Below are 14,411 nucleotides of genomic sequence, written 5' to 3'. Positions count from 1 at the left end.
GGCCCTCCCCCGCACGCGAGCGCCGTGCCCCGACAGAGCGCAAGCGGCCCCACCCGGATTTTCCGGATGGGGCCGCCTGTCCTTGGGTCGTTTGCTCAATTGATGTTGTCGGCAGCAGCCGTCAGGCCGAGACGCGCGAGGGCTCTTCGACGATCGAGAAGCGTACGCCGGCTTTATGGCGGCTCTCTTCCGAGACCTCCTTCCAGCACTCTTCGGCTTCCTTGCGGGTCTTGAACGGGCCTCTGACCTGGGCCGAGCCTTCGACGAGCTTGTGGAAGTTCATCGAGCCGAACTCGCCGCCGATCACCCAGAAATTGCTGCCTTTGGTCATTGTCAGTCTCCTGCTCTCAATTCCACCGTTAGCCGAACTGGTTCATCGTATTGTGAGCGCCGCCCGCCTTCAGAGCGGCTTCACCCGCGAAATATTCCTTGTGATCGTCGCCGATATCGGAGCCGGCCATGTTCTGATGCTTGACGCAGGCGATGCCCTGACGGATCTCCTGGCGCTGAACGTTCTTCACGTAACCAAGCATACCCTCCTCGCCGAAATACTCCCTCGCGAGATTATCCGTCGACAGAGCCGCCGTATGATAGGTCGGCAACGTGATCAGATGGTGGAAGATGCCGGCACGCTTGGCTGAATCGGCCTGGAAGGTGCGGATGCGCTCATCGGCCTCAATGGCCAGCGGCGTATCATCGTATTCCGGCTTCATCAACTCGGCGCGGTTGTACTTGCTGACATCCTTGCCGGCTTCCTTCATCGCGTCATACACCTGCCAACGGAAGTTGAGCGTCCAGTTGAACGATGGCGAGTTGTTGTAGGCCAGCTTCGCGTTCGGAACCACCTCGCGAATGCGGTCGACCATCTTGGCGATCTGCTCGATATGCGGCTTCTCGGTCTCGATCCACAACAGGTCGGCACCGTTCTGCAGCGAGGTGATGCAGTCGAGCACGCAGCGATCTTCGCCCGTGCCGGGACGGAACTGGTAGAGGTTGCTGGCAAGCCGCTTCGGACGCATCATCTTGCCATTGCGGTTGATGATGACATCGCCATTGCGGGCGTTGGCGGCCGTCACTTCCTCGCAGTCCAGGAAGCTGTTGTATTGATCGCCGAGGTCACCGGGCTTGTGGCTCACAGCGATCTGCTGCGTGAGTCCGGCGCCGAGCGAGTCGGTGCGAGTCACGATGATGCCGTCTTCGACGCCCAATTCGAGGAAGGCATGGCGGCAGGCCCGGATCTTCGCCAGGAACACCTCGTGCGGCACGGTCACCTTGCCGTCCTGGTGGCCGCACTGCTTTTCGTCGGAGACCTGGTTTTCGATCTGCAGGGCGCACGCGCCCGCCTCGATCATCTTCTTGGCGAGCAGGTAGGTCGCCTCGGCATTGCCGAAGCCGGCGTCGATGTCGGCGATGACGGGGACGACATGGGTCTGGAAGTTGTCGATCTTCTCGATCAGCGCCTTTTCCTTCGCCTTGTCGCCTTCCTTGCGAGCCGCGTCGAGCGCGCGGAAGATATCGTTGAGCTCACGGGAATCCGCCTGACGCAGGAAGGTGTAGAGCTCTTCGATCAGCGCCGGCACCGAGGTCTTCTCATGCATCGACTGATCGGGAAGCGGTCCGAACTCCGAGCGGAGCGCGGCGATCATCCAGCCGGACAGATACAGATAGCGGCGATCGGTCGTACCGAAATGCTTCTTGACCGAAATCAGCTTCTGCTGCGCGATAAAGCCATGCCAGCAGCCGAGCGACTGGGTGTACTTGGTGGGATCGGCGTCATAGGCAACCATATCGGCGCGCATCACCGCCGCGGTGTACCGAGCGATGTCCAGGCCAGTCTTGAAGCGGTTCTGCAGACGCATGCGCGCCACGGCTTCGGCGGTGACGCCATTCCAGGTCGGCTTGGTCTTGAGGAGCGCTTCAGCAGCTTCAATCGCGCTCAGATAGGAAGCCGGCCCCTGGATAGTCCGGTCACTGATCCCACGTGGCTGGTAGTTCATGTGCGTGATCCTTTCGGTACGATAATCTGCAGCGTCTCTGAACGTTTCGACATTCGTGACAGTGCGCCGCAAAACGTGCTGAGAGCTAAACGCTAAAAACAGAAATTCGGATAGATGACTTGTTTTTTATTGATGATGTCATGTAACATATGAACTTGTCACATATGTAATTTTGTAAATGTTGTCACAATGGGGCGAGGAACCCGCCATGGCTACGGAGTCCGGAAAGAAGCTTTTCGTCGGCCCCCGCTTCCGCCGGATCCGCCAGCAGCTTGGGCTGTCGCAGACCCAGATCGCAGAAGGGCTCGGGATCTCGCCGAGCTACATCAATCTGATCGAGCGGAACCAGCGGCCGGTGACCGCGCAGATCCTGCTGCGGCTGGCCGAAACCTATGATCTCGACCTGCGCGATCTCGCCACCGCCGACGAGGACCGCTTCTTTGCCGAGCTGAACGAAATCTTCTCCGATCCGCTGTTCCGGCAGATCGACGTGCCGAAACAGGAACTGCGCGACCTCGCAGAGCTCTGCCCCGGAGTGACGCACTCCCTGCAGCGGCTCTACGCCGCCTATACCGAGGCGCGCCGCGGCGAGACGCTGGTCGCGGCGCAAATGGCCGACCGCGCCGAAGGCGCCCGCTTCGAGGCCAATCCGATCGAGCGCGTGCGCGACCTGATCGAGGCCAACCGCAATTATTTTCCGGAGCTCGAGCAGGCCGCCGAGAATCTTCGCGACGAACTTCACGTCTCCGCCGAGGAATTGTTTGCCGCGCTGGCGGCGCGGCTGCGTGAAAAGCATTCGATCGTTACCCGCATCATGCCGGTCGACGTGATGCGCGAGACGCTGCGGCGGTTCGACCGTCACCGCAGGCAATTGCTGATTTCCGAACTGGTCGACGGCTCGGGGCGCGCCTTCCAGCTCGCGTTGCAGATTGGGCTGGCCGAATGCGGCGCGGCCATCGACGGCATCGTCAACCGCGCAGGCCCGCTCGACGACACCTCGCGCCGGCTCCACCGCATCACGCTGGCGAATTATTTCGCCGCCGCCGTGATGATGCCCTACCAGCCGTTCCACAGCGCGGCGGAAAACCTGAACTATGATGTGCACGTGCTGGCGCAGCGCTTCAACGCCGGTTTCGAGCAGGTCTGCCATCGTCTCACCACGCTGCAGCGGCCGAACGCGCGCGGCGTGCCGTTCTTCATGTTGCGCGTCGACAATGCCGGCAACGTCTCCAAGCGATTCTCGTCCGGCACGTTTCCGTTCTCGAAATTCGGCGGCACCTGCCCGCTGTGGAACGTGCATTCGACCTTCGACACGCCGGACCGCCTGCTCAAGCAGGTGATCGAGCTGCCGGACGGCACGCGCTATTTCTCGATCGCGCAGATGGTGCGCCGCCCCGTGGCTCCGCACCCGCAGCCGCAGCCGCGCTTTGCGATTGGTTTGGGCTGCGAAATCCGCCATGCCTCGAAGCTGGTCTATGCCGCGGGCATGGATCTGGAGAAGGCCGAAGGCACGCCGATCGGCGTCAACTGCCGGCTCTGCGAACGCGAAAACTGCAGCCAGCGCGCCGAGCCGCCGATCACGCGCACGCTGATCCTGGACGAGAACACGCGCCGGGTGTCGTCGTTCGCGTTCTCCAATGCGCGGGAGTTGTGAGGGTGTCCTCGCCCTCCCAGCACGTCGTCCCTGCGAACGCAGGGACCCATAGCCACCGGCGGGCGTTGTCAGGAGCGCTGTAGCCGCAGCGTCGCAGAAGATGAACATTTGTGGTTATGGGTCCCTGCGTTCGCAGGGACGGACATATAACGACTCGTTCCCGCGGCGCGTTGCGCCCGGGTTGTGCTTGAATTCTTCGCCCCGAAAAAATACAGGTATCAGCCGAAACAACCGGCCTTCCCTGCACGAATGGTTTTAACGGCTTATGCCGCGCTCTCCCTGGAGACGAATTCCTCTCGCCTCCATTGCCGGCGAATTGGCGATGCGAGCGATCCGGTTGGATCGAACACATCTCCGCCACCAGCCACGGGTGCCAGGACCACACGGTTTTGCCGTCCGCGAAGCCGTTTTCGCCTAAAGCTTCGCCGGGCCTGGTACCCGCCCGTCGAACCCGTAAAGCGAAGGCGGGGAGCAAGCGCCGTTCGTCTGGCGCGCCGGCATCGCTCACGGGAAACCCGCCCTGCGATCCCACTCACGCGCCCGGCGCTTTCGAGTCCACCGCAGCCCGGCCCAACGTTCGTGACGATGGCCGACGTCCCTGTTGCGGGCCTGGATGGCGCAGGTTCTAGGACTGATTTGGGGCTCGCGCGAAGCAGATTCTTTTTTCGCGGCGGACTGGACGGGGCAAATCACGTTGAAAGGATTGAAGAACTTTTTGTTTTGGCGCAAGCGGCCTTGGCCTGTAGGGCGAGTTAGCGAAGCGTAACCCGCCGATTCCGTGTAGGCGGCGGATTACGCTAGCGCTAGTCCGCCCTACGACACCGCCGCACCAGATCCTTTTGGTGAGGAGGTCTGGCTGAAGATGAAGGACTGTTCATCAGCGTTACATCGCCGCAGCGCAAGCGGGAAAAAATGGAACACCACCACATGCGAAAGCGTTGCTTGGGTCACCTGCAACAGGAGAGAGCAATGCTGAAAACACTGATTGCCGTTTCAACCGCCCTGCTGCTCGCGACCTCGGCATTCGCGCAGGGCACGAAGTCTCCGGGCTCCTCTGAATACGCCCCGGGACAGAAGATGCAGAAGAGCACGAAATCAACCGCACCGGGTGCGTCGGAATACGCGCCGGGACATCAGAAGAAATCGGCAAAGGCCAAGGGCCATTCGGGTAGCGCACCGGGTCATCAGACAACGACCGGAATGGCTACGAAGAAGAAGTACTAGTTTGATTTATCCACCAGAGCGGCCCGGCACCGACGCCGGGCCGTTTCGCTTTCGTGAGCCCGCTACACCTATCTGCTGCGCTGAATGGACCTGAGATAATTCACCGTGGCGGCAGCCTCCCTCGCAACGCAAAGCCGGGCATCCATATCTCCGGGATCTTACGGAGTCGCATCCAAGCCCAACGCGCCCCCAAACGTGTTGCGATACGTCAACACTCGGCTTCTTCTTGCCTGAGCGGCTTGCACGAATCTCCTTCGAAATGACAAAGTTAAATCCCGGGGATTGCGCAATTTAGCGATGGAACGGCCGGGCTGATTCGCTAGTTTGAAAGAAGCGAATCTCGACTCGCAAAATGTGGATGCAGACCGATGTTGCGACGCGTCAAGTTGATGAACCCCTTCGAAATCGTCCAGGACCGGCTCGCGCCGGAGCGGCAGCAAGCGCAGCCGGTCGAACGCAAGGTGCCGAATCGCGCCGCCCGCTCCACGCCGGTCTGCGACGCCTGCGGTTCGGACGATATCATCTGCCACGCCACCGCGCAGTGGAGCAACGAAGCGCAGGAATGGCAGCTCGCCAACACCTTCAACCGGCCGGCCCACTGCAACACCTGCCATAAGGACTGCAATCTGGTGTGGCTGACGCTGAATTAGGCTGAGGTCACGCGCCGCACGCCTACTCGCAAGCGCGACGCGTCGCGCCGCCCCGTCATGGCCGGGCTTGTCCCGGCCATCCACGTCTTCCTTTCTCGGCGCATGCATAAGAGTGGATGCCCGGGACAAGCCCGGGCATGATGGCGAAGAAGCCTCGCTAGATCTCCGCATATACCTCCAGCAAATTCCCATCGGGATCCCTGAAGAACAGCGTGCGATGGCCGAACGGCTGGTTGGTCGGCGGCTCCAGCAGATCGACGCCATGCCGCACCAGTTCTTCGGCACAGCGATCGACATCCTCAGCAGCAACCTTGAACGCGAGCTGCAGCGACGCGCTGCCTGCGGGTACCGGCGCATCCTTGGCCGTCCGGCTCGGCCGCGCCAGTGCGAGCGTATTGCCGCCGATCTGATATTCGATCCAGCCCGCCGACAATTCGCGGATCAGCGGAAAACCAAGCACGCCCTCGTAGAAGCGGCGCATCGCCGCCATGTCGCGCACGAAGATGACGGTGTAGTCGATGGCACGGATGGCATTGAAGGGGGAAGCGGTGGGTGTGTTCTGATCGTTCACGATTGTCTTCACATTCGGCACGTAGCCCGCATGAGCGCAGCGATATGCGGCAAAGTGGGCAATGAACTCCGGATGTCGCTGAGCTTATCATCGGGCGAAGGTTCGCGCGACCCGTTGGCTCATCCCGGTTACGGCTCATAGGAGTCCACAGAGCGGGCGTCTCGAAGGATGTGGGCCGCAGGCGGGGCCTCATGGTTCGAGACGGTGCGGAGCCTGTCATCGGGGCCGCGCTTCGCGCGGACCCGTTGGTGCTCGTCACATGAGGGGCTTATGGCGCAGCGAATTCGCTTTTCCGCCTTCGCTCTTCGAGCTACGGCACGACGAGCAGCGAATCCGCCGACGCTCTTGTCGCTAGCAATGCGCTAATCGATCGAAACCACGCGCCGTGCCAGATTGCACCAGTGTCTGCGACCCTCGTAACCGGTGACGCCCCACGCGGCGCGATGGTTCGCGCCGCAGACCAGCGGGCGGACCCGATCGAGATCAATCTGGCTGACTTTCAGTCCCCACAGACAATTGCGACCGTCATAGGACGCGCAGGCCGGATTGCCGCCCATGATGCGATAGGCCACCACGCCGCCGTTCGGCGCCGGGAGTTTGCCGACCGCCAGTCCGCCCGGCGGCCTTTGTGGCGGACACGGCTCGTCAATGCAGACGGCATTCGCAACCACGGGACTGGTCAGGCCGAGCGCCAGAACCACGGCTCCCGCCATCATCGATGTCTTCGCTACCGTGACGAACCTCCATGTCGCTTCGATGCCCCCGATCATGTTGGCAACGTGTGGTTGTCAGCGGGTATGAGATGGTTCACACTGAATCTGAAGTGTATTGCGTCGTGTCAGGATTGCTGTCGTTCAGTCCGAGACGGGCACGCCCCAAACCTGTTCCTCCGTCCAGCCTAGTTCAGCGAATTCCGTCGCCCGCAACGGCGCTTCACCTGCCGAGAAAAACTCATCGACCTGCGGCGGGCTCACCGACGTGCCGCTCAGCATGCTGTGAGCCTGGCCACGATGATGCACCTGATGCTGAAAGAGATGCAGGAGCAGGCGGTCCATCCGCTCGCGCTGGATCGAGGTGCCGCGATGCACCGAGACGATGCGCTGCAAGCCGGCGGCGTCGAGCGCTTCCACAACGTTGAGCAAACGTCGATCGACCGCGGCTTGCGCCTGCTTGAGCGCAGCAACCGTTGCGCACGGCTCCTCGTTTGCCCAGGCGGCGGGGCCGAGCGTGCCGCCTTCCATTGCATCGACGTAGAAGTGATCGATGATCAGGATGTGGTTGAGGGTGGCGCGCAGGCTTGGAAAGAAGCCGGTTCGCTTCGCGGTGAATTCATCCTGCGACAGACCGAGACAGGCGGTGAGCAGCCGGTGGTTTGCCCAGGCGTTGTTGTACGCCATGGCGCGGAAGGGCAGCACATCACTCATTGGCGTTGCCTCCGTCCCCGGCAGTAGCCCGGATGAGCCACCGTAGGATTCCTCCGCAGTCATTGCGAGGAGCGCTAGCGACGAAGCAATCCATATCTCCACTTGTCGCGACATGGATTGCTTCGCTTCGCTCGCAATGACGGCGGAGCGACATGACGCCGCTCGTACCCTACTCCGCCGCCTCTCGCAGCGGCTCGTCCAGCTTCTCCAGCACCTTCGGCGGCGACATCGGCAGCGCGTAAAAGCGTTTGCCGAGCGCGTTGTAGATCGCGTTCGCCACCGCGGCCATCACCGGGACCAGCGGGACTTCGCCGACGCCCTTTACGCCTTGCGGGTGCTTTGGGTTCGGGATTTCGACCATGATGCAGTCGATCATCGGAAGGTCCGAGCAGACCGGCATGCGGTAGTCGAGGAAGCCGGGATTATCGACCTTGCCCTCCTTGGTGTAGATGTATTCCTCGTTCAGCGCCCAGCCGATGCCCTGCGCGACGCCACCCTGAAGCTGGCCCTCGACATAGCCGGGGTGAATGGCGCGGCCGACGTCCTGCACGGCGGTGTAGCGGATCACCCGCGCAATCCCGAGATCGACATCGACCTCGACGTCGCAGACATGCGTGCCGAAACCGCCGTCCGCGCCTTGCGTGTTGAGCTGCACGCCGGCGCCGATCGGGCCGCCCATCGCGGGCGCCTTCTCGGCGAGTTGCTCCAGCGTCAGCGGCTCGAACTGGCCGGCGTTCGGGCTGACCGGATGCGCCGCGCCGTTCTCCCATTTCACCGCTTCGGGGTCGATCTCCCAGATTTTTGCCGCGCGCTCACGCAGCGTCTGGATGATCTTTTCGGTCGACTGCGTCACCACCATCGAGGAAGCGAACAGCACGCGGCTGCCGCCGGTCAGGTTGGAGAAGCCGACGGTCTGGGTGTCGCCGATGATGACGGAGACGCGGCGGTAGTCGATACCAAGAAGTTCGGCGCAGATGTTGGCGATGCCGGCGCGCGAGCCGCCGATGTCAGGGTGACCCGTCGTGACGACGACGTTGCCGTCCTCGGTGATGTTGACCTGCGCGGAAGATTCGCCGCCGGCATTGAACCAGAATCCGGAAGCGACGCCTCTGCCCCTCAGCTTGCCGTTTCCGTCGCCGAGCGGCGCGGCGTAATGCGGTGAGGCTTTAGCTGCTTCGACCGTCTCGATATAGCCGATGCGCGGGAAGACCGGGCCGTGCGCAGCTTTGGTGCCTTGCTTTGCGGCGTTCTTCAGACGGAAATCGAGCGGGTCCATCTTCAGGGCTTCGGCGACTTCGTCCATCACGCATTCCACCGCATAGGCGCCGATCGGTGCGCCCGGCGCGCGATAGGCCGCGACCTTCGAGCGATTTGAGCAAACGTCAAACCCTTCCGAGAGCAGGTTCGGGATGTCATAGGGCGCGAAGCTGCAGCCCGCCGCACCGCGGATAGGCGAGCCCGGGAAGGCGCCGGCCTGCAAATAGAAGGTGCCGTGCGCGGCGACGATCTTGCCGTCCTTGGTGGCGCCGATCTTCACCGTGCTCTTCGAGCCTGAGGTCGGGCCGGTCGCGCGCATCACTTCCTCGCGCGTCATCACCATCTTCACCGGGCGGCCGGATTTTTTCGCCAGCAGCGTCGCGACCGGCTCGAGATAGACGATGGTCTTGCCGCCAAAGCCGCCGCCGATCTCGGCGGGGATGGCGCGGATGTCGCTCTGCCGGATGCCTGTCAGCATCGACGTCATCGCGCGCACCATGAACTGGCCCTGGCTGGAGCTCCAGATCGTGGTCTTGCCGTCGGCTGCAACCGAGATCAGGCAGGCATGCGGCTCGATATAGCCCTGGTGCACCGGGCGCGTGGTGAAGGTGCGCTCGATCACGATGTCGGCCTGCTTGAAGCCTTCCGCGATGTCGCCTTTCTTGTGCTCGAGGCGGCCTACGATGTTGGACGGCTTGCCGTCGAACTTGTTGAACTCGTGCAGGATCGCGGCATCAGGCTTGAGCGCATCGTCGATCTCGATCGCCCAGGGCAGCACATCGTAATCGACCTCGATCAGGTTGCAGGCCTCAGCGGCAATCGCCTCTGTGGTCGCGGCGACGGCCGCGATGGGGTGGCCGGGAAACAGCGCCTTGTCCCGCGCCATCACGTTGCGGCACATCCACCGCATGTCCTGGATGCCGAGCATGACAGCGCCCTTCTCGATCGGGAAATCGACGATGTCCTTCGAGGTGACGACGGCCTTCACCCCCGGCAGCTTTTCCGCCTTCGAGGTGTCGATCGACTTGATGCGCGCATGCGGATGCGGGCTGCGCAAAATCTTGCCCCAGATCATGCCGGGCATGGTGGTGTCGGCGGCGAACTGGGCGCGGCCGGTAACCTTGTCCATGCCGTCGGGTCGAATGGTGCGCTGGCCGATCCACTTGTTGTTGGTAACGACGTTCATTGAGTTGCCTCCCGCAATTTATTGCGCGCGCATTTCGGCAGCGGTTTCCATCACCGCGCGGACGATCTTGTCATAGCCGGTGCAGCGGCAGAGATTGCCGGCGAGCCAGAAGCGGACTTCCTCCTCGGTCGGATCAGGATTTTTCTTCAACAGCGCATCCGAGGCGACCAGCATGCCTGACGTGCAGATGCCGCACTGAAGTGCGGCCATCTCAAGGAATTTCTGCTGCAGCGGATGCAGCCTGTCGCCCTGCGCCATACCCTCGATGGTCCTGATCTCGTGGCCTTCGGATTCCACCGCGAGCATCAGGCAGGAGCACACGAGGCGATCGTCGAGCGTGATCGAGCAGGCGCCGCAATCCCCCGACGCGCAGCCTTCCTTGGAGCCGGTCAGCCCCAGCGGCCCGCGCAGCGCGTCGAGCATGGTATCGTTCGGCTCGCAGAGGAATTCCGTCGGCTCACCGTTGATTAATGTGGTGACGTGAACTTTGGCCATGAATCAATTTCCTTGAGCGCGTTTGGCGGCGATCGCGGCGGTGCGCTTGAGCAGCACGCCGGCCACTTTGGTGCGATAGGCGATGGTGCCGCGCTTGTCGTCGATCGGACGGCAGGCGGCTGAGCACGCGCTGGCTGCTCTTGCCAGCGCGGCGTCGTCGAGCTTGGAGCCGATCAGCGCTTTCGCGGCGTCTTCGACCAGCAGCACGGTCGGCGCCACCGCGCCGAGGCCGACGCGGGCAGCGGTAACGATGCCATCGTTCATCGTGAGGCTGACGCCGCAGCCGACCACGGCAATGTCCATTTCGGTGCGCGGGATCATGCGCAAATAGGCATTGCTGGAGCCGGGCGGACGCGGCGGCAATGAGAAGCTGACCAGGATCTCGCCGGGCTTCAAGTTGGTGCGGCCGGGACCGGCGGGGACATCTTCCACCTTCATCTCGCGGCGGCCGTTCGGGCCCTGCACGGTAACGACGGCGCCGGCTGCTACCATCGCGGGCACGCTGTCGCCGGCGGGCGAGCCGTTGCAGAGATTGCCGCCGGCGGAGGCGCGGCCCTGCACCTGCTTGGAACCGATCAGGTTGATCGCCTCCAGCACCCCGGGCCAGACCTTGCCGAACGTCTTGTGTTCCGCGAGCGCCATGCCGGAAACGGCGGCGCCGATCCGAAAGCCGCCATCAGCGGTCTCTTCGATCGCGGTCATCTCGGGAATCTTCTTGATGTCAACGATCACGCCGGGCTTGAGGACGCCGGACCGCATCTGCACCAGAAGGTCGGTGCCGCCGGCCAGGATGCGGGCGGCGCTGCCCGCCGCGGCGAACGCGCCAATCGCTTCATCAAGCGTGTCAGGCGCCAAATATCGGAGTTCCGTCATGGTCTTTCCGCCATCTCCCTTATTCCTGCCTGCCCCTTATCGACGACGGCCTTATCGCGGCCCGGCAATGCGGGTTAAGCCTACACGGGGATGGACGGTTGGAACAGTCTGCGAGTCAGGCCGATACGGCAGGCTCCTATGCGCGCGGCGGGGCTTGCGGGACCGGATTGCTCCGAGGCGAAGGGTGGGCAAGGGCGCACTTGCGCCGTGCCCACCATCTGGGTTGAACTGGTTCTGTTGCTTTGAAATGGTGGGCACGCTTTCGCGTTGCCCACACTACGCACCCCTGAGCCGGAGACATTGATGCCGCTTCACAGACTTCTCCTTGCTGCCGCGGTGTCATTGTCCCTTTCATCTCTCGTCATCGCCCAACCGGCCCCTGCCCCATTTCGTCCCGCGCCGGCCCGGCCGGCTGTCGCGCCTACACCCGGCCAGCCGCCCACCGCCGGTCCGCGCGCGCTCCGCGGGGCCGCCTGCCACAACGGCCTGTCGTTCGATCGCTTTCTCGCCGATCTGAAGCAGCAGGCGCTGGCCGAGGGCGTATCGCAGCGCGCGCTGGCCGAAGCCGCGCCCTACCTCGTCTACGACCAGAGCATCGTCAACCGCGACCGCGGCCAGCGCGTATTTGGCCAGGTGTTCACCGAGTTCGCACGGAACAGGGCGTCCGATGCCGCGGCAAAGAATGCGCAGGCGCGGATCCGGATGCATGCGGCCGCGTTCAACCGCGCCGAGAAGGAATATGGCGTGCCGCCGGCGGTGATCGCCGCATTCTGGGGGCTGGAGAGCAGTTTTGGCGCCGAGCTCGGCAATCTGCATACGCTGCGCTCGCTGGTGTCGCTGGCCTATGATTGCCGCCGCTCGGAGATGTTCAGCAAGGAAACCATCGCGGCGCTGAAGATCATCGACCGCGGCGATCTCACGGCAAGCGAAATGATCGGCGCCTGGGCCGGCGAGCTCGGCCAGACGCAATTCCTGCCGACGCATTATTTCACCTATGCGGTGGACTATGACGGCGACGGCCACCGCAACCTCCTGCGCAGCGCGCCCGACGTGATCGGCTCGACCGCGAACTACATCGCCACCGGATTGAAGTGGCGGCGCGGCGAGCCGTGGCTGCAGGAAGTTCGCGCGCCGGCTAATTTTCCGTGGGACCAGGCCGACCTCACCATCAAACTGCCGCGCGCCAAGTTTGCGCAGCTCGGCGTCACCTATCCCGACGGAAAGCCGCTGCCGAACGACGACCTGCCGGCCTCGCTCCTGCTGCCGATGGGGCGCACCGGCCCGGCATTCCTGGCCTACGCGAATTTCGCCGCCTATACCGAGTGGAACAACTCACTGATCTATTCGACCACCGCGGCCTACCTCGCCAGCCGCATCGCCGGCGCCCCGCCGATGCGGCAGCCATCGGCGCCGGTCGCACAACTGCCGCTCAACGAGCTGAAGGAGCTGCAGCAGCTCCTGGTGCGCGCCGGCTACAATGTCGGCAAGGTCGACGGCGTGATGGGGCAGCTCAGCCGCACGGCAGTGAAGGCGATGCAGATCAAATACGGCCTGCCGGCGGATTCCTGGCCGACGGCGGAGCTCTTGGCGCGGATGCGCGGACCCGGCGTCCAGGCGCAGCCCGCCAGCCTGGTGATGCCCGCGGCGCGGTAGGCGCCGCTGTCATTCCCCGCGAAAGCGGGGCATCGAGTACGCCGCGGCCTGTCCGTTCAATTGCGCCCGGTCGAGCCGGGCGATGACGGCGGAAAATGACGACATATCCCGTCAGCGCAGCGACGCAAGTTCGCGCGCGAGGTTGTCGCGGGCCCGGCGGTCATATCTTGCGGCAAAGGCTGCATCGGGAAAGATCACCGGGCGGGCGGCGAACTGGCCGAGCACCCTGGCGCGGCCGGCGCGATAGTCAGTATCCGGCACATGGATGAACTCCTGCCGGATCGCCGCCGCGTAAGCATCGTAGCGCGCGGGATCGGCGCCGAGAATGCTGAGATCGATCGAGATCAGGATCGCGCCCAAGCGGTCACCGGCCTGGACGTGATGCGTCCTCGTTAGGCGGATCAGGCGGGCTACTTCGTGGCGGATGTCGGCGCGGACATGCTGCTCGGCCAACTGCGCGCTGAGCTCTTCGTTGTCCGGGCGCGTCGCGTCGTAGACGACATCGTGCCACCAGATCGCTTCGGTGAGGATTTCACGCTCGCGCGCCGATAGATTGTCGACGCGCGCGAGTGCGGCGAGACAGTCTTCGATGTGCGCAAGGTTGTGATAGTGGCGGCCCGGGGCAGTGTAGGCTGCGACTAGCTCATCGCGGTTCATTGGTCCTTCCCAGAGGCCGCCGCGCCAACGAAACCTACCGCATGGTGATTGCTAATCCGCTGAGATCGGCGTTCGCCATCAAGCCGACCTGGTGGCCGGTCAATTCCAGCACCGCGCCCTTTTGGTTGGTCAGCACGATCGCGCGCGCGCCGCGGCCGATCGCCAGGCCCGCGCCGGCCGCGCCATAGACGCCGGCGACATCGGAGGGACGCCAGATGTTGCTGACCCGGCCGCGCAGCACCGTCTTCGAGCCGCCGAACACGAAACCGTAGTCGAGGCCGCCGGTCGAGAGCGCGTAGCGCCGGCCGTGGAAATCCAGTACGCCGCTGCCGCCGGAGCCGCCGATCACCCAGCCCGCCTTGTAGATCGTGAGCTGCACGAAACCTTCGTCGGCGCGCGCGGCGGAGGACAGCGTGACGCCCGCGAAGGCCGCAAGCGCGAGTACGGCGGCACCAAGGGCGGATGGCATCTTCATGGATATTTTCTCCGAGGGAATTGGCGGCCAGGATGCGGCGCCGATTGAGTCGTGACCGGCCGATTGTACCCGATCGGGGGAATCGGCAAAGCGCATTGATGGCCCGGGCAGCGGCGCTGGGGTGGCGAGGCACGACACAATTTCATCAAAATCTGCCTGTCGGCGTGCGGCGACCACTTGCGCAGGTGCAAAAATGCGTGCGCCTGTGAACTGCATTACCTTTGCCGCGATCATCCCGCGCTAGTCATTCGCCCGGCGATCTCCTTCCGCAATCTCCTTCCGCGACCATTTCGCA

General features: G+C 63.6%; 14 protein-coding genes. 4 read left to right on the top strand and 10 right to left on the bottom strand.

What is annotated here, in order from left to right:
• Positions 1-121: 121 nt before the first annotated feature.
• Both HCN50_RS28010 and HCN50_RS28005 read right to left on the bottom strand, forming a co-directional pair.
• Entirely contained in the window at positions 122-331 is a 210-nt protein-coding gene (locus tag HCN50_RS28010; protein ID WP_028347002.1) for a DUF4170 domain-containing protein, read from the bottom strand.
• Positions 332-359: 28 nt separating this feature from the next.
• Positions 360-1,997, bottom strand: coding sequence for an isocitrate lyase (locus tag HCN50_RS28005; protein WP_171713116.1), 1,638 nt, complete (start codon positions 1,995-1,997; stop codon positions 360-362).
• Between the two features lie 208 nt (positions 1,998-2,205).
• Here HCN50_RS28005 and HCN50_RS28000 point away from each other — a divergent pair, with 208 nt between their 5' ends.
• The 3 genes from HCN50_RS28000 to HCN50_RS27990 all read left to right on the top strand — a co-directional run bounded on the left by HCN50_RS28000 (position 2,206) and on the right by HCN50_RS27990 (position 5,525).
• A complete protein-coding gene (locus tag HCN50_RS28000; RefSeq protein WP_171713115.1) occupies positions 2,206-3,651 on the top strand; it encodes a helix-turn-helix domain-containing protein in 1,446 nt (481 codons plus the stop codon).
• Between the two features lie 969 nt (positions 3,652-4,620).
• Entirely contained in the window at positions 4,621-4,875 is a 255-nt protein-coding gene (locus HCN50_RS27995; protein ID WP_235977240.1) for a hypothetical protein, read from the top strand.
• A gap of 368 nt (positions 4,876-5,243) precedes the next feature.
• Positions 5,244-5,525 carry a hypothetical protein gene (locus tag HCN50_RS27990; RefSeq protein WP_171713114.1) on the top strand — a complete coding sequence of 94 codons (282 nt, stop codon included), beginning with the start codon at positions 5,244-5,246 and terminating at the stop codon, positions 5,523-5,525.
• 157 nt (positions 5,526-5,682) lie between these two features.
• Here the strand turns inward: HCN50_RS27990 and HCN50_RS27985 are convergent, their stop codons facing one another.
• From HCN50_RS27985 to HCN50_RS27960, 6 genes are all read right to left on the bottom strand, one after another.
• Positions 5,683-6,096: a VOC family protein gene (locus HCN50_RS27985; RefSeq protein WP_376700329.1), complete on the bottom strand. Its 414-nt coding sequence runs from the start codon at positions 6,094-6,096 to the stop codon at positions 5,683-5,685.
• A 362-nt stretch (positions 6,097-6,458) separates the two neighbouring features.
• Positions 6,459-6,866 (bottom strand): hypothetical protein, encoded by a 408-nt coding sequence (locus tag HCN50_RS27980; RefSeq protein WP_171713113.1) that lies wholly within the window; start codon positions 6,864-6,866, stop codon positions 6,459-6,461.
• An 84-nt stretch (positions 6,867-6,950) separates the two neighbouring features.
• Positions 6,951-7,520 (bottom strand): DinB family protein, encoded by a 570-nt coding sequence (locus HCN50_RS27975; RefSeq protein ID WP_171713112.1) that lies wholly within the window; start codon positions 7,518-7,520, stop codon positions 6,951-6,953.
• A 169-nt stretch (positions 7,521-7,689) separates the two neighbouring features.
• Entirely contained in the window at positions 7,690-9,963 is a 2,274-nt protein-coding gene (locus HCN50_RS27970; RefSeq protein WP_171713111.1) for a xanthine dehydrogenase family protein molybdopterin-binding subunit, read from the bottom strand.
• A gap of 18 nt (positions 9,964-9,981) precedes the next feature.
• On the bottom strand, positions 9,982-10,458 hold the full coding sequence (locus HCN50_RS27965; RefSeq protein WP_171713110.1) for a (2Fe-2S)-binding protein: 477 nt from the start codon (positions 10,456-10,458) through the stop codon (positions 9,982-9,984).
• Positions 10,459-10,461: 3 nt separating this feature from the next.
• Positions 10,462-11,331 (bottom strand): FAD binding domain-containing protein, encoded by an 870-nt coding sequence (locus HCN50_RS27960; protein WP_171713109.1) that lies wholly within the window; start codon positions 11,329-11,331, stop codon positions 10,462-10,464.
• A 303-nt stretch (positions 11,332-11,634) separates the two neighbouring features.
• On the opposite strand from HCN50_RS27960, the gene HCN50_RS27955 reads away from it, so the two are divergent.
• A complete protein-coding gene (locus HCN50_RS27955) occupies positions 11,635-12,984 on the top strand; it encodes a lytic murein transglycosylase (protein WP_171713108.1) in 1,350 nt (449 codons plus the stop codon).
• Between the two features lie 111 nt (positions 12,985-13,095).
• Here the strand turns inward: HCN50_RS27955 and HCN50_RS27950 are convergent, their stop codons facing one another.
• Both HCN50_RS27950 and HCN50_RS27945 read right to left on the bottom strand, forming a co-directional pair.
• Positions 13,096-13,641, bottom strand: a complete 546-nt coding sequence (locus tag HCN50_RS27950) for an HD domain-containing protein (RefSeq protein ID WP_171713107.1) — start codon at positions 13,639-13,641, stop codon at positions 13,096-13,098.
• 34 nt (positions 13,642-13,675) lie between these two features.
• On the bottom strand, positions 13,676-14,116 hold the full coding sequence (locus HCN50_RS27945; protein WP_171713106.1) for a hypothetical protein: 441 nt from the start codon (positions 14,114-14,116) through the stop codon (positions 13,676-13,678).
• Positions 14,117-14,411 lie beyond the last annotated feature (295 nt).

This window comes from Bradyrhizobium archetypum (assembly GCF_013114835.1).
In the GTDB taxonomy this organism is placed as follows: domain Bacteria; phylum Pseudomonadota; class Alphaproteobacteria; order Rhizobiales; family Xanthobacteraceae; genus Bradyrhizobium; species Bradyrhizobium archetypum.
The sequence above is the reverse complement of the archived record's forward strand: the minus strand, read 5'-3'. Positions and strand labels throughout refer to the sequence as shown.